We start from the raw sequence: 15,398 nt of genomic DNA on the forward strand, positions 1-15,398 counted from the left end.
AGTATAATCGCAGCAGTCCAAGGATTGACCATCTGGATTGGGGGCCAAGGCCAGCCGCTGGACATCTGATTTCATCTTGGCGTGTCTGGGAGGGTTGGATGACAGAGCGAACGGTGGAGCAGGCGGCGAAGCGCCCCGCGGATGAGGGCCTGCGCAGTTTACCGCGCAACGTTTGGGCAGTTAGCGCAACCAGTTTTTTCATGGACATCTCCAGCGAGATGGTGATCAACATCCTGCCGTTGTTTTTGAGCAACGCGCTGGGGGTCAAGACCAATCTGATCGGTTTAATTGAAGGTGTGGCCGAGTCGACTTCCAGCCTGCTGAAACTGTTCTCCGGCTGGCTTTCGGACCGGCTGGGGGGGCGCAAGTGGATCGCGGTGGCGGGCTACAGCATTTCGATGCTGGCCAAGCCCTTTTTCTATTTTGCCAATACCTGGGGCATGGTGGCAGGGGTGCGCTGGGCGGACCGGGTGGGCAAAGGCATCCGCACGGCCCCGCGCGACGCCCTGGTGGCGGATTCGGTGGAAGAGTCCAGGCGAGGGGCGGCCTTTGGTTTTCAGCGCGCGGCCGACACAGCGGGGGCCATGCTGGGCCTGCTGATTGCTCTGCTGGTGGTGTGGATGGCACAGTCGAACAGTGTGTCTTTGGGGGCGTCCACCTTCCGCACGGTGGTGCTGATCTCCATCATTCCGGCAGTGTTGGCGGTGGCCGCCTTGGCCTTTGGCGCCAGGGATGTGCCGCGCCAGGGACAGCGGGCCATGCCCAAGTTCGCGTTCCGGGCTTTGGGCAAGCGCTTTATGGTCTTTATGCTGATCGTGAGCATTTTTGACCTGGGCAACTCCTCTGACGCGTTTTTGGTGCTGCGCGCCCAGGAACGCGGGCTGAGCGTGACGGGCATTCTGGCCATGCTGGTGGTGTTTAACCTGATCTACACCCTGGTATCCGCACCGGCGGGCAAATTATCCGACCGGATCGGGCGGCGGCGGCTGATCATTTACGGGTGGGTGGTGTATGCCCTGATTTATCTGGGCTTTTCGGCGGCGCAAAGCGGCTGGCAGATTTTTGGTCTGTATGTGATGTACGGGCTGTATTACGGCCTGGCCTACGGCTCCAGCAAGGCGATTGTGGCCGATTTGGTTCCGGCGGAACTGCGCGGCACGGCCTACGGCACCTACAACGCCGTGCTGGGCATCCTGGACCTTCCGGCTTCGCTGATCGCGGGGATTTTGTGGCAGGGATTGGGCAGCTGGGCGGGGTTTGGCCCGTCAGCCCCATTCTTGTTTGGGGGCGTCTTGGCGCTGGTCGCCGCGGTGATGATGGCCGTGTGGAAGCCGGAGGCTCAAAAGAGCCTGTCCGCCTGAGCGGCACGGTGGCTTGTCTATGGGTGGCTGTTTGGGAAACCAGACAGCCACTTTTTTTGGCAGGCGCGGGTTGCATTTTTTTGTGCGGCCGGTATAATCAGGGACGAGCAATTGGGACTGATCTTATCTGGTTTGGAGGCGCGCATGACAGCAAAACCCTGGCTGAAGCAGTACGATGCAGGCGTACCGGCGGCAATGAACTACCCGGCTGTGCCTGTGACGGCTTTTCTGGAGGAGGCAGCGCGCACCTACGGCGAACGCGATGCGCTGGTGTACCGCGACCAGGCGGTGATCTTTCACACCCTGGAGCAGTTGACTGAACGCCTGGCATGCGGGTTGGTGCGCTGGGGACTGCGCAAAGGGGATGTGGTGGGACTGCTGATGCCCAACTGGCCGCAGTTTGTGATCTCTTTTTTTGCGGTGCTGCGTGCGGGTGGGGTGGCGGCAGCCATTAACCCAGCCTACAAGGCGCGCGAGCTGGAATTTCAGCTCAAAGACAGCGGGGCGGTGATGGTGATTGCCCAAATGGAAGCCTACGAGCTGCTGCAAAGCGTGCGTGACAAAACCCAAGTGCGCACGATCGCCCTGACCGGCGGGGAGGACGGCGTGCGGCTGGGAGAATGGCTGCGCGGAAGAGCGCAGCCCCCCGCGGAACTGCCCGCTTTGCAGACGGGGGATGTGTGGTTGGGGGCGTGGGCGGCGGAAGGGGTGCCGGTGTCTTTACCCGCCGTGGGGCCAGAGGACGCGGCCATTTTTCAATACAGCGGCGGAACCACGGGCGTGCCCAAGGCGGCTATCGGGCTGCACCGCAATTTGGCAGCCAACACGCTGCAGTTCCGCGCCTGGCTTTCGGGCTTGAAGGATGGGCAAGAGACAGCCCTGCTGGCGATTCCGCTGTACCACGTGTACGGCATGGTGGTGGGCATGTGCGTGAGCCTGCGGCTGGGGGCGCGCATGGTGCTTCAGCCCGACCCGCGCGATTTAAACGAGATTCTGCGCCTGATCCAGACCTACCAACCGGCGTTTTACCCCGGCGTTCCGGCTATGTACGCGGCTTTGAACCAGCACCCGGATGTCATATCGGGGAAGGTGGGGCTGCGTTCCATCCGTGCCTGCATTTCTGGCTCGGCGCCGCTGCTGCGCGAGGTGCAGGAGCGCTTTGAGGCGCTGAGCGGGGCCAAGCTGATGGAGGGCTATGGGCTTTCAGAAGCGCCGACGGCCACGCATTGCAACCCCATGTTTGGCGAAAAACGCCCCGGCTCCATCGGCCTGCCGCTGCCGGATGTGGACTGCCGCCTGGTGAGCCTGGAGGACAGCACGCGCGAGGTGGGGGCGGGTGAAATCGGCGAACTGACCCTGCGCGGCCCGCAGGTGATGGCGGGATACCACGGCATGGCAGAAGAGACCGCTTTGGTTCTGCGGGATGGGTGGCTGTTCACAGGTGATATCGCCCGCATGGATGGGGACGGTTATTTTTACCTGGTGGACCGCAAGAAGGATCTGATCAAGGTGGGCGGCCTGCAGGTTTGGCCGCGCGAGGTGGAAGAGGTGCTGGCGGAACACCCGGCGGTGAGCGAAGCCGCCGCGGCGGGCGTGCCGCACCCCATGCGCGGTGAGGTGGTGAAGGCCTGGGTAGTGCTGAGGGCGGGGGCCGCGGCCAGCGCAGAGGAACTGCGCGAATGGTGTGAGCAGCGCCTGGCATCGTTTAAGACCCCGGTAGAAATTGCTTTTCGTGAGCGGCTGCCGCGCACGCTGGTGGGCAAGCTGCTGCGGCGCGAATTGGTGCGCGAACACCTGGAAGCAGCGGACCAGAAGGTTTAGCCAGTGGTCTCTGAGGGGGCGGAATCGGAGGTGAGGATGGGCATCCACACCTGGGTGCGGTTTCGTCCCAGGGTCTTGGCTTGATACAGGGCCTGGTCCGCGCGCTTGATGAGATCGTCAATGAGCCAGGCGTTTTCATCGCTGCTGGCTACCCCCAGGCTGACGCGCACCTGTACCGGCCCTTCGCTGGTGATCACCTGGGCGGGCACAATGGATTGGCGGATGCGCTCGGCGATGAGTTGAGCTTGTTCCAGGGGGGTTTCGGGCAGCAGGATGATAAATTCCTCGCCGCCAAAGCGCGCCAGAAGATCGGCGGCGCGTAAGTTCTCCTGACAGGCGGCGATGACGAAGCGCAGCACCTGATCCCCGGCGGTATGGCCGAAGGAATCGTTGATCTGTTTGAAATGATCCAGATCCATCATGATCAAGCTGACCGCGTGGCGGTAGCGTTGGGCGCGCTGACATTCCTGAGCAGCCTGATCCAGAAAATAGCGGCGGTTGTAGGCCCCGGTCAGCGGATCGGTGATAGCCAGACGGTGAACCTCTTCGAAGAGGCGGGCGCGTTCGATGGCCACAGCAAAGGGAGCGCACAAAGACTGCACGCGGGTGATATCTTCGGCTGAGAACGGCAGCGAACGCGGACGCATGAGGTTGAGCAGCCCCAGGGGACGGTCGCCGGTCTGGATGGGGAAGGTCATATGCGACCAGTTTTCTGGCTGGTCGGGGAAGAGATGCCGCAGCAAGGCGCAGGATTCCACCAGATAAGGCGGAACAGGGGTGCCGTTATGGAAATTTTCCGACAGGTGGGTGTGGCTGCATGCGCATAGGTGTTCATCGCGGATGTGGGGCGTCAGACCTTCGGGCAGGACGGCTGCCAGAGTGGGGTTTTGGTTGACCTGAAAGAGGATCACCCAGACGGCGTCGGCTTGAAATTGGATTCGAATGACGCCGAGCCCCTCTTGCAGGGTCTGGTTTAAGGTGGCAGCATGGTTGAGCACCGAGGAAAGCGACTGCAGGCTTTGCAGCTCGCTGAGGCGGTTCTCGGCCAGATTGCGGCTGATGCGTTCCATATCCGTCAGGGCCTGGCGCTTGGCTACCTCACTTTTCAGGGTGATGTTGGTTTGGGCGATCTGGCGGCTTTGGGTGAGCAGACGGTAGACCAGGAACGATATAAAAATGGATGAAAGCAGGGCAACGGCCAGGCCGGGGTAGTAACCGGGGGAGGTTTTCCAGCCTGCGGAAGGGGCGGCCGAAAGAGTGAACTGAAGGTTGTTGACTGTGAAGATGTGGCGAATGGGGTTTTGCAGGCGGGTGGGGGAAACGGCGTCCACCAGGCCGCTGTAGGGGGTGAGCTGATCTTCAAAAGTCAGTTCATAGTTCAACCCGTGCTCGCGCAGGTTGGCCAGGCTGCCCACTTGAGTCAGGTCAGAAAAATCAAGGGTGATGAGGACAAACCCCCAAAAATATTCTTGCTGGTCGGGGGTGAGCAAATAGACCGGCTGCCAGCCCATGATGCCAGATTGGCCTGCAGAGGTGCGCACGGGGGCGGAGAGGATCATGCGGTGTTCGTCGCGGGCGGTGCGGGCGGTTTGGGCGTAGGCGGGATGTTCAAACACGTTGATTCCCATGAAACTCTGGCCGCTGTCGGGGTTATAGGCCTGCGAGACCAGCCCGCCGGGGGCCAGATAAATGGAATCAATCCCGCTGTAGATTTTGGTCATGTTTTCGGACAGGGAGGAAAACCCAGGTACCACGCCGTTATTTTGATGGATGAGCATGGAGAGGGCCAAACCCGCCGAAAGGGATCGGTTGATTTGCAGCTGAATCTGGCTGCCGTGAACCTCCAGCAGCTGCTGGAAATCTTTGTTTTGCTCAGCGTGATAGGTGGCCTCCAGAAGCTGCACCACTAGGATCATGGATCCCATGAGGATCAACAAGAGCAAAGCGGTGGCGATATATATAGTACGCTTCTTCATCAAGCAGCCATCCGATCGGCGGGGAGTCATTACCGCGTAATTGGGTCTGAATCGTTATTCATTATGCCATAAGGCAAGGGTAAAAAACAACTGGCAGTTTGGCGGTGGGGGTAGGGAAGCAAGTATAATTGGCCTATGGCTCGTCGAACCCGATGGATTCTTGTGCTGCTCGGCCTAACCGCGCTGGGACTATGCGTTGGCCTGGGTTGGTGGGCTGCGCGTTCGCCCTGGGGGGCCAGAGCGGCAGCCTGGGTGATTTCTCCCACGCCCACGCCCCTGCCCACCTGGACACCCCTACCGACGCAGACTCCCACCCCCACGCGCCAGCCGCCGGTGCGGCTGGACACGGCCACGCCAGCTGCACCCCCAACGCTCTCGCCGCAGGAGTCCAACCGTCTGCGGTTGGCGATGGACCCCGGCGGCGGGGTGGTGATTGATCCGGCCTGGGTGGCGCTGAACAACCACGCCAATGGGCTGCAAATCGTGGAAGAGACCCTGCCCGGGCTGACGCGCATCAACGAGCAGACGGCGCAGTTGGAGCCGGGGATCGCACAGGCCTGGAACGTGTCGCCGGATGGGCTGGTGTACACCTTCTTCCTGCGGGGGGATGTGGCCTGGGTGCGTTGGGATGCCAGCCGCAATCAGGCGTTTCCGGTGGAAGACTGCAACGGCCAGCAGCGTTTTTTGCGGGCGGAGGACTTTCGTTACGGTATTTTGCGCACGTTGAAGGCCGATACGCGCTCGGAAGCGGCCAGCCTATTGGTGAATTTGATCGAAGGGGCAGATTTATACCATCAGGGGGTGGTGGAAGAGGATTACCCGCGCATCAAGGTGCTGGACGATTTGACCCTGGAGGTGCGTTTTACCGAACCCGGCTCACATTACGCTTTGCTGATGGGGTTGGCAATGGTGCGGGCGCAGCCGCGCTGGCTGATTGAGGGGGACGACTGTCACAACGCCAATCCGCAGCAGTGGACCGAAGCGGCGTATTTCCAATCCTACGGGCCGTACTTGCTGAAAGAGTGGGTGACCAACACGCGCATCACGCTGATTGAAAATCCCTACTGGCCGGGACAGGATAATATCCCCAAGCCGCGCATCAGCCAGTTGGAATGGACGGCGATGGATGGGCAGGCGGCGCTGGCGGCTTACCAGCGCGGAGAGATGGACGTGGTCAGCGTGCCGCCGGATGCGGTGGCGGCTGTGCGCGGCGACCCTGAGCTGAGCGCGCAGGCGGGCAGCGCACCAGAGCTGTGTACCACCTACCTGGCCTTTAATTCACAGGCGGCGGTGGTGAAAGACCGGCGCGTGCGGCGGGCGCTCTCTTTGGCTCTCGACCGGCCGGCGCTGACGGCAAAATTCCTGGACGGCTTAGCCGACCCGGCTTTTTGGTTCAGCACGCCCGGCCTGGTGGGGGCGCCTGCCAGCCCAGAGATGTTCCCCGACCTGGGGGTGCGCTTTGATCCGCAGGCCGCTCAGGATGAACTGGCCGGGTATTTGCGAGAATTTGCCCTGCAGCCCGAGGGGGTGGACCTGACGCTGACCTTCCCAGAGGGAGAAACCCAGCGCAAAATTGCCGAGGGACTAGCGGAACAGTGGCAGCAGGTGCTGGGCGTGCGGGTGAAGCTGGACGAAAAGCCGCTGAAGGACTTTCGCGCGGCTGTGGCAGGAGTGCCCGCGCCGCAGATGTGGCGGGGGCTGCACTGTTACCAGTACCCGGATGCCAATGACTTCATCAAAGAAGAGTTTGGCATTGGCGGAGCGGTGAACCCCAACTTTACCGGCATTCAATACTACAACCCGGCTTTTGAGAACGCGCTGAGCGACGCTGCCCGCGAGCTGGATGGGCTGAGGCGCATGGAAGCCTTCGCCGCTGCCGAGCATGTGCTGGTGGATGAAGACGCGGTGGTGATTCCGCTTTTCTGGCATAAGCGCACCATGCTGACCCAACCGTATGTGTGGCGCACGCTGTCGGTGATCGGCGGGCTGGAACACTATGAAAAGTGGGGTTTTCAGTAACGGCGATAAAAAAGAAACGAACCGCAGACGGATGGACGCCTGCGGTTCGCGGTGGTAAGGTGGGGGTAGGTTAGAGCCGCCGCAGCAGATCGGCTTTTTTGGCCTGGAATTCTTCTTCTGTGACCCAACCCTTGTCGCGCATAGTACCCAGACGTTCAATGAGGGCTGGAATATCTTCGCGCGGCGCGGCAGCCGCCGCGGGGCGCAGATTTTCACCGCTGTCCAACTTGCCTTTGGCGTTGAGCATGACGGTTTTAAAGCGGATGGGATCGCCTATTTTGGTAAAACGGTTGACGCCCAGCTCGCTGGCGGTGAGGATTTCGACATCGCCGTAGTTGAAGATGCGCCCAAAGAAGGACTGCACCATTTTGACGTCATTGACCTTTTCCAGCGAAGAATCGGTGACATTTTTATTGATCACGCCGAAAATTTGGATGACGCGGCGGTTGGTGACGATATATTGGTGGTTGTACCAGATGATCACATCCCGCGTCAGGCTGACCAGGGGGATGATGACCAGGAAATAGCCCAGGGCGAAGAGCGGGTTGGGCAGCACGGCCAGCTGAATGCCGGTGAAGACGAGGATGATGACCAATGCCAGGACAATTTCCAAAAAGATTTCCTGGATGAGGCGGAACCAGTGTTGGTGAGTAACCAGCAGGATTTTCTCGTTTTCGCCGAGGAGCTGTTTTAAGTAGGTTTCAAGGGGCATGGCGGCTGCCTTTCACAAGCCAGGGATGTGTGAAACTACGGTCTAGTATATCCAGGCGCGCAGCAAAGGGCAAGACTTTGCCGCCGCAGGATTTGCAGGGCAGCAAAAAGGGCCTGGCATGTGCGGCCAGACCCTGATGTGAAATCACAAGTGAAAACGAAGGGTTACTTCTGATCCTCGTCTTCTTCTTCCTCTTCTTCCCACTCGCCTTCTTCGTCGTCGAAGTAGTCTTCGTCGAGGAGTTCATCGTCAAAGTCGCTGCCGTGCACATGGCCGTGGGCCAGTTCTTCTTCGGTAGCGGCGCGCAAATCCACGACTTTCACCGAGAAATGCAGGTCTTTGCCAGCCAGGGGGTGGTTGAAGTCGAGGCGCACCGAATCGGCGCTGACTTCCACAATGCGCGCGTCCATGATATCGCCGTCCATATCCTTGACCTGAAGCTGGATGTCCACTTCCAGGGGGATATCCGCGGGGAACTGGTCGCGGGGGATGTTGACGACGGCCTCGGGATCCACGGTGCCGTAGGCGTCTGCGGCAGCCACATCCACCTCTTTGCTGTCGCCGATGGTCATGCCGTAGATCTGGCGTTCCAGGCCGGGGATGACGTTCTGGTGGCCGACCAGGAATTCCAAAGGCTCGCCCTCTTCCGAAGAATCCATGATCTCATTTTCCACGGTCAAGGTATAATCCAGGCTAACGACCACATCGTCCGCCACAACAGTAGGTTTGGTTTGATTTGTGCTCACGTTCTCTCCTTATTAATTATGGACGGACTGCGCCGCGCCAAACAAGCGCTTGATTATAACATGGAACCCTAAAAACTGGCGGCGACATTACGCGAGGAGACCTTATGCAGCTGTATTTTATTCGTCACGCGCAATCCAACAACAACCTGCTGTTCTTGCAAACGGGCGAATCGAAGGGACGCAACGAAGACCCTGAGCTGAGCCGCCTGGGGCAAGAACAGGCGCGGCGGCTGGCGGCTTTTTACGCGGCTTTGCCGGTGGGCAGAGAACTCGGCCCCGAGGAGCGCGGTGAGCACGTGGGCTTTACCCACCTGTATTCCAGCCTGATGGTGCGGGCCATTGAGACCGGCCTGGCGCTGTCGCGCGCCGTGGGGGTGCCGCTGGTGGGGTTAAAGGATTTGCACGAAGCAGGGGGGATCTATCTGGATGATTTTGACACAGGGGAGCGCAACGGGCTGCCAGGGAAGAGCCCACAGGAATTGGCAGAGCGCTTTCCGGAGGTGATTTTGCCGGAGGACTTGAACCCACAGGGCTGGTGGAACCGCCCTTTTGAGGCTCGCGAGGAGCGCTTGGGGCGTGCGCAGCGGCTGTTGGATTTGCTCCTGGAGCGGCACGGCGGCACGGAGGACCGCGTGGTGGTGGTGAGCCACGCTGGCTTTTACAATGTGTTCATGCATTTGGTGTTAGGTCTCAATGGGCAGGAGGATTTCTGGTTTGCTCTGAACAACACCGGCGTCACCCGGCTGGATTTTTACGCGGATGAAAGGCGGGTGGCCTATATGAACCGGTTGTGCCATCTGCCGGTGGATCTGGTGAGCTGAGGTTCAGGGGTGAATTTTGCAGCGAGGGGATTGATCGGAGAGGTGATGCCACAACCCCAAGGCGGAGCTCAGATCCACAGAGGTGACGAAATGATCTGAGGTCAGCAAGTCCCAATCAAATGCGCGCGGGCGGTCCTGGGCCGGGATGCTGAGCATATCGCAGATGCCGTTAAGCAGGCTGCGGTCCTGGTCCAGGTGGGCGATGTCACGCGGGGATTCGGGGGTTTGGGAGGTAAAGGCGGCGTTCTCACCCAGCGCCCAGCGGTAGAGGGCCGTGCCAGACTTGTTGTCGAAGATCAGCCAGGCATCCCAGGGGATTTCATTCTCCTGCAGCGCGTTTAAAAAGCCGAGCCTCGGCTGATGGTCGGCGTTGAGGCTGAAATTCTTCTGCAAATCGCGGGCCAAGCTAAGATCTTTTTGGCTGGGGAAGAGGGGTTTGAAGGTGAGGGAGGGCTGTTTTTTCAGCAGGATGATGCTGTACCACACGGAGACCAGACGAGGAGAGGAATCGCGCAGGTCGTTCACCTGAATGATCACCAGGTTGGTGCGCTCCTGAACGCTGGCAGAGGAAGTGGCTTTGGGGGGCAGGGGGGTAGTGGCCGCGGCGGAAGGGCCGCCGAGGCGCAAGGCCAGAAGACCGCCCAACGAGGCGCACACGAAACAGAAGACGAGCAGGACAAAAATGCGAATTTTTGAACTCATGGATCTCGCGGTTGTTTCTCAATGACCCCTTTTTTAATGCGGCCGTGTCGGGCGGCGGCCGCTTCGGGTGCATTGAGGGCAACCCATGAGCGCAGATCCTGGTAAAACGGATGGTATTCGTGCGCGCTGGATAACAACGCCAGGTCTTGGGGAGCATTTGGATCGGCAGTCAGGCTGTGAAAGATGATGACATCCATATAGACCTGAGCATGCGCGAGAACAATGGCTTCCTTCAGCCAGGCGGCCTGGGCACTTTGCCCCTCTCCTGCACCTTCGGACGATTCTATTCTACCAGAAGGTGGGGAAATGCGGGTGATCCACAAGCGTCCATTTTTGTGTTCGTATTGGATCATGATGCGGCGTACATCTTCATAATGACGCAGTTGGAAGGGCTCTTCGTCTTGGGGAATGTCATCCGGGCGGCCTTGCAGATGGGGGTAACGCAGGCTGATGACGGGGAACTGGCGGCCCAAACCCGTGTCGTACATGGCGGAGAGGAAGGTTAGATCGGAGAGATTCTGATTTTGATCGCTGGCAGCCACGGGAACCAAGCCGCCCGCCACCAGCATGGGGGCAGGATCGAGCGATTGGAGCACCGGTTTGAGGACGGCCAGCAGTTCCACATAGGCCTGGGGGTTGGGCGCAGCACCCCAGCCCGCGGCGGTGTTGGCGGCGGGGAAGATTTCGTAGGCGCGAATTTCCTCTGGGTAGCGCTGTACGAGAGCTTCAACCAGCGAACGCACGGCCTGCGCGTCGGGGCCTTTGTCGGTGCGTGCCCAGTCGGGGGCGTTGGTGAGGGACAGCAGCAGGTAAAAATGACCCTGGCGCGCCGCGTTCGCGGCTCGGTCGAGGGCGGCCCAATCGGGCGGTTCATTGGCCGCGGGCATGAAGGCGGCCCAATCCAATTCCACTGCCACCCAATCCAGGCCCAGATCGCCCGCCACCCAGGCGGCAGCTTCCAGATCAGAGCTGTTGAGATGCGCGAACCCCCCCAGACGACCCCCTTTTTGTTCGCCTTCGGCGGAAGCCCGCAGGGTAAGCCCTGTGAGCGCCGCGACCGCCAGGCAAAACAGAACGAGAATTTTCCAGTGGAAACGCATACCAAACCTCCGATCTACAGTCATAAGTGAGATGTCTATTTCGGCCAGAATACCAATATGAGCACAAAGCCGCTTAAAAAGCTGGCTAACCCCGCGAAGGTGAACAGCACGGCGGTGCCAAAAACGCGGCCGTCTTTCCAGGCGCGGTAGAACTTGGGCAGCCATTGACGCACCTGCCGGTTGTTGGATAGGGTGAGAATGATCCAGTTCCAAAAGGCGAGATTGAAGGTTTTCCAGGTTTGACTGAGCATGGCTTGACACTCCTGAGGGAACTAGCTGCGAGAGGTGGTTGTTTTGGTGATTTTTCCGGCGGCGTCCACGATGACCCGCACGGTGTGCGACAGGCTGCGGCCGTCCGGCAGGCTGGCTTTGGCTCGAAAGGTCAGCGAGGACTGCTGATTGGGGTAGGGGCTGACCTTGGGCCGTGCCCCTTTGACTTCGGGGAACTGGCGGTAGACCTGGGCGCAAATGCGGTCGAGCAGGGCAGAATCCATAGGGTGACCTCTGGGCAGCGGCTTAGCGGCGGCGGCGCATGAAGGCGGGCAGATCGAGATTGGCCGCGGAGGCCGGCAGCGGAACGGGGGAGACATCCTCTGGCTCGGGGGTGAAAGGGATCACCGTGCGGCGGGGCAGGGGCTGGGCTTCGGCTGGGTGCACTGCTGGTGCAGAGACGGCTGCTGTTTCGCGTGCGGCGGGCTGGGCGGCGGCTTTGGGGCGCAGCATGGCAGGGTCTACCGGTGTGGCGCCCAGACCGGTGATGATGAGGATCACCTGGGTGCGGTCGCCCATGTTCTCGTCCAGGATCACCCCGGGGATGAGATCACAGTGATTTCCGGTTTCAGCCTGCAGATAGGAAAGGGCTTCGGCAATTTCCTGAAAGGACAGCCCGCGCCCGGCGGTGAAATTGGCGATCATGCCGGTGGCGTGGCCGATGTAGGCGGACTCGAGCAGGGGGTGATTGAGGGCGTTCTGCACGGCTTTGAGGGCTTTGGAGGGGCCTTCGCCGATGCCGATGGAGAGCATGGAGCCGCCGCCCATCTGCATCATCTGGCGCACATGGGCAAAATCAATGTTGATCAGGCCGGTCTGGGTGATGAGCTCGGTGATGCCCTGAATGCCCTGGCGCAGGATGTCATCTGCCAGGCGGAAGGCCAGATCAAGGGACAGGTTCCCGGCGATGGTGAGCAGACGGTCGTTGGGGACAGTGATGAGGGTGTGGGTGTGGGGGCGCAGGCGGGCCAGCCCATCGCGGGCATTGACCTGGCGCCGGCCGATTTCAAAAGAGAAGGGGGTGGAGACCACGCCCACGGTGACGATGCCCATCTCTTTTGCAATTTGGGCCGCCACGGGGATGGAGCCGGTTCCGGTTCCGCCGCCCATGCCGGCGGTGAGGAAGACCATATCCGCGCCTTCGAGGGCTTTTTTGATCTCGCGGGCGCTTTCTTCGGCGGCAGCGTGGCCGACCTCGGGGTTGCCGCCTGCACCCAAGCCGCGGGTGTAAGCCGGGCCGAGCTGCAGGCGGGTGGGGGCCAGCGAGTTGCGCAGCGCCTGGGCATCGGTGTTGGCTGCGATGAAATCAATGCCGGTCAGGCCAAGTTCGATCATCCGGTTAACGGCGTTGGAACCAGCGCCGCCCAACCCCATGACTTTAATGATGGGCTGGTGAGGGGCTTGCAGGGCGGGAGCGGGCGCAGGGGCGGCGGTAGGATTGGCATGAAACGGGGGTTTGAAAGCGGAAGATTGGGTAGGATACATGGGTCACCTCTCTGCCAAGAAGGTTGCAATACTCGTGCCATCAGGCGCGATTCGATCCACCCGGCTGCCGGTTTGGCGCAAACGATCCAGAGCTTCTTCGGGGATGCTTTGCGGGTCGCTGAGCACGGTGACGCGGGCGGCCAGGGCGGCTTCGGCCAGGGAAAAGCCCACGGTGGGACGGAATTTCTTGATGAGCGGCTGAAGGGCGTTGAGCTGCCAATCGGCCACCCCCCATTCGTAGGTGGGCAGCAGCAGGTAATGTTGGATGGGGTGCTGCATGGGCGGAGGAGCTTCACCTTCGGGCAGGTCTTTGCGCTGGGATTGGCTGCGCGGAGCGGGGGCCGGGGCTGGCTGGCGGCGCGACTGCCAGGTTTGCAGAGCGGCGGCGGCAGGCAGGGCAGGCCGGTTTTGGGGGAACCAGGCGTAGGCATCCAGGGGAGAGGCGGCATCGGCCGACAGAAGCCAGAAACAGCAGGCCGCCACCTCATCCGGCAAGGGTTCCAGCGGCGTCTGCGAGTCGCCGGGTTCGGTGGGGGTTTCGCGGGCGGCCAGGCGTGCCAGAGCCAGGTGGATGCGGGTGTGTTGGGCGGCGGCAGGCTCGCCATCCGTGGGGGCGGCGGAGAGACCGGCTTGCAGCAGGAAGATGGGGGCGGCTTTTTCGGTGACGGCCTGGTGGACAGCCAGATACCAATCGAAGATGCGGAAGCCGCGCTGGTCGGGGGTTTTGCTGCTGGCGTAAGCATGCGCCTGGGGCCAACGCTCTGGCCCGCCTGCGCCCCAGTTCAGCGGACGGTTGCCCGCCCAGGCATAGGCCGAAAGGGCCAGGGCCGAAAGCAGGGCTTTGCGCTGGCGGCGCTGGAGGGACTCGAGGGACAGACGCAGGAAGGCCAGATCCCAGTAATCGCCGCCGGGGGTGAGCGGGGGGAAGACGGGAGTCAGGCCGCAGGATTGAGCCTGTTCGGCCAGAGGGATGAAACGGTCGAGAAAAGTTTCCACCAGATCCCCTTGGGCCCAGGCAGCGGCTGGCCAGGAAGCGCGCGTGTTGGGCCGGTCGTAGAAGATCACGGTGCGCACGCCCCAACGGGCATAGGCCGTCAGCAGAGGGGACAGATCGGTTGGGTCGGTTTTTTCGTGTAGGGATAAAGGGAAATGGACGATGGGCTCGATTCCGGCGGCGGTCAGGGCGGTGATGAAGGCTTCGGGGATGGCGTGAGACCCCTGGGATTGCAGCACTATCCACCCGGCCCCCAGGGACTGCAGGCGGGGCAGCCAGGTGTGCAGGTCGGATTCGCGGTAGTGGAGCGTATCGGGGAAATAATGGAAGCCGATGCGGTTGGAACGTTTGGGGGGGAGAGGGGGGAGAGTATTCGTCATATCGCCGGGTCCATTCCACATTTTGTAAGGGTTTTGCAAGATAGGAGCAAGACTCATGCCAGCCTACAGCGGGCTTCCTCTGCTATAATCAACCCCATGATTTTGGTCACCGGTGGAACGGGCTTTGTGGGACGCGCTTTGGTGCGGCAATTGGTGAATATGGGCCATTCGGTTCGCCTGCTGCTGCGCCCCTCGGCGCAGTCTCCCAGTTTGCCTCGGGGGGTGCCGGTGGAGGTGGCCATGAGCAGTCTGCGCGATGAGCGTGGATTGCGGGCAGCCATGAAGGGGGTGCGGGTGGTGTACCACCTGGCGGGGGCTGAGCGCCTGGGGCTGCGCGCGGATCTGGAGGGGGTGGATGTGGAAGGGGCGCAGAATGTGGCGGCCACCGCGGCCCAGGCAGGGGTGGAGCGTATTTTTTATCTGAGCCATTTGGGGGCGGATCGGGCTTCGGCCTACCCGGTGCTGAAGGCCAAGGCGCTGGCTGAAGGCTTGATCCAGGCTTCGGGTGTGCCTTACACCATTTTTCGGTCGGCGCATATCTACGGCCCTGGGGATCAATTTACCACTTCGCTGGCTGGGCTGCTGCGGCTGTCCCCCCTGGTATTCTTCATGCCGGGGGACGGGAGCAGCCTGCTGCAGCCGATTTGGATTGAAGATTTGATCACCTGCCTGACCCTGTCTTTGAGCCTGCCGGAAACGACCAACCATTCGTACGAAATTGGGGGGGCGGAGTACTTCAGCTTTCGGCAGGTGGTGGAAAAGGTGATGGCGGTGACGGGGCTGCGGCGCTATATCCTGGATGTGACCCCGGCTTACCTGCGCTCTGTGGCGGTTTTTTTGGAACAAAGTTTGCCCAGCTTCCCCATTTCGCTGTATTGGTTCGACACTCTGGCGTCGGACCGCATCTGCGGGTTGGATACATTGCCTCGTCAGTTTGGACTGATGCCTTCGCGCATGGGGCAAAATTTAGATTATTTGGTTTCGGGCGGGAAAAAACGCAGAAAAGGATGA

14 protein-coding genes are annotated in these 15,398 nt (G+C 61.0%); 5 read left to right on the plus strand and 9 right to left on the minus strand.

Annotated features, from left to right (window positions below; all coding sequences use genetic code 11):
• Positions 1–98 precede the first annotated feature (98 nt).
• Both ADN01_RS00295 and ADN01_RS00300 read left to right on the plus strand, forming a co-directional pair.
• Entirely contained in the window at positions 99–1,361 is a 1,263-nt protein-coding gene (locus tag ADN01_RS00295; RefSeq protein WP_062417980.1) for an MFS transporter, read from the plus strand.
• A gap of 144 nt (positions 1,362–1,505) precedes the next feature.
• Positions 1,506–3,182, plus strand: a complete 1,677-nt coding sequence (locus ADN01_RS00300) for a long-chain-fatty-acid--CoA ligase (RefSeq protein ID WP_062417981.1) — start codon at positions 1,506–1,508, stop codon at positions 3,180–3,182.
• On the opposite strand, the gene ADN01_RS00305 is transcribed toward ADN01_RS00300, so the two are convergent.
• Entirely contained in the window at positions 3,179–5,158 is a 1,980-nt protein-coding gene (locus ADN01_RS00305; protein WP_062417982.1) for a sensor domain-containing diguanylate cyclase, read from the minus strand. The two genes, ADN01_RS00300 and ADN01_RS00305, sit on opposite strands and share 4 nt — an antisense overlap.
• 135 nt (positions 5,159–5,293) lie before the next feature.
• Between ADN01_RS00305 and ADN01_RS00310 the strand changes: the two genes are divergently transcribed.
• On the plus strand, positions 5,294–7,177 hold the full coding sequence (locus ADN01_RS00310; protein WP_082142734.1) for a peptide ABC transporter substrate-binding protein: 1,884 nt from the start codon (positions 5,294–5,296) through the stop codon (positions 7,175–7,177).
• A gap of 70 nt (positions 7,178–7,247) precedes the next feature.
• On the opposite strand, the gene ADN01_RS19840 is transcribed toward ADN01_RS00310, so the two are convergent.
• On the minus strand, positions 7,248–7,889 hold the full coding sequence (locus ADN01_RS19840; protein ID WP_062417984.1) for a PH domain-containing protein: 642 nt from the start codon (positions 7,887–7,889) through the stop codon (positions 7,248–7,250).
• Positions 7,890–8,053: 164 nt separating this feature from the next.
• Entirely contained in the window at positions 8,054–8,635 is a 582-nt protein-coding gene (locus ADN01_RS00320) for an FKBP-type peptidyl-prolyl cis-trans isomerase (protein ID WP_201778601.1), read from the minus strand.
• A 104-nt stretch (positions 8,636–8,739) separates the two neighbouring features.
• On the opposite strand from ADN01_RS00320, the gene ADN01_RS00325 reads away from it, so the two are divergent.
• The gene (locus tag ADN01_RS00325) at positions 8,740–9,456 is read left to right on the plus strand and encodes a histidine phosphatase family protein (protein WP_062417985.1); all 717 of its coding nucleotides are present in this window, start codon (positions 8,740–8,742) and stop codon (positions 9,454–9,456) included.
• Between the two features lie 3 nt (positions 9,457–9,459).
• On the opposite strand, the gene ADN01_RS00330 is transcribed toward ADN01_RS00325, so the two are convergent.
• Genes ADN01_RS00330 through ADN01_RS00355 form a run of 6 tightly spaced genes read right to left on the minus strand, consistent with a single transcriptional unit; the run spans position 9,460 to position 14,387 of the window.
• Positions 9,460–10,158 (minus strand): hypothetical protein, encoded by a 699-nt coding sequence (locus tag ADN01_RS00330; RefSeq protein WP_062417986.1) that lies wholly within the window; start codon positions 10,156–10,158, stop codon positions 9,460–9,462.
• Positions 10,155–11,258, minus strand: coding sequence for a hypothetical protein (locus ADN01_RS00335; protein WP_062417987.1), 1,104 nt, complete (start codon positions 11,256–11,258; stop codon positions 10,155–10,157). Before ADN01_RS00335 ends, ADN01_RS00330 begins: the two co-directional genes overlap by 4 nt.
• A 35-nt stretch (positions 11,259–11,293) precedes the next feature.
• Positions 11,294–11,509, minus strand: a complete 216-nt coding sequence (locus ADN01_RS00340) for a hypothetical protein (RefSeq protein ID WP_062417988.1) — start codon at positions 11,507–11,509, stop codon at positions 11,294–11,296.
• Between the two features lie 21 nt (positions 11,510–11,530).
• Positions 11,531–11,752 carry a hypothetical protein gene (locus tag ADN01_RS00345; protein WP_062417989.1) on the minus strand — a complete coding sequence of 74 codons (222 nt, stop codon included), beginning with the start codon at positions 11,750–11,752 and terminating at the stop codon, positions 11,531–11,533.
• A gap of 22 nt (positions 11,753–11,774) precedes the next feature.
• On the minus strand, positions 11,775–13,013 hold the full coding sequence (ftsZ, locus tag ADN01_RS00350) for a cell division protein FtsZ (RefSeq protein WP_082142735.1): 1,239 nt from the start codon (positions 13,011–13,013) through the stop codon (positions 11,775–11,777).
• A gap of 3 nt (positions 13,014–13,016) precedes the next feature.
• Positions 13,017–14,387, minus strand: a complete 1,371-nt coding sequence (locus ADN01_RS00355; RefSeq protein ID WP_082142736.1) for a hypothetical protein — start codon at positions 14,385–14,387, stop codon at positions 13,017–13,019.
• A gap of 96 nt (positions 14,388–14,483) precedes the next feature.
• On the opposite strand from ADN01_RS00355, the gene ADN01_RS00360 reads away from it, so the two are divergent.
• Positions 14,484–15,398, plus strand: a complete 915-nt coding sequence (locus tag ADN01_RS00360) for an SDR family oxidoreductase (protein ID WP_062417991.1) — start codon at positions 14,484–14,486, stop codon at positions 15,396–15,398.

Source organism: Levilinea saccharolytica (assembly GCF_001306035.1).
GTDB lineage: Bacteria > Chloroflexota > Anaerolineae > Anaerolineales > Anaerolineaceae > Levilinea > Levilinea saccharolytica.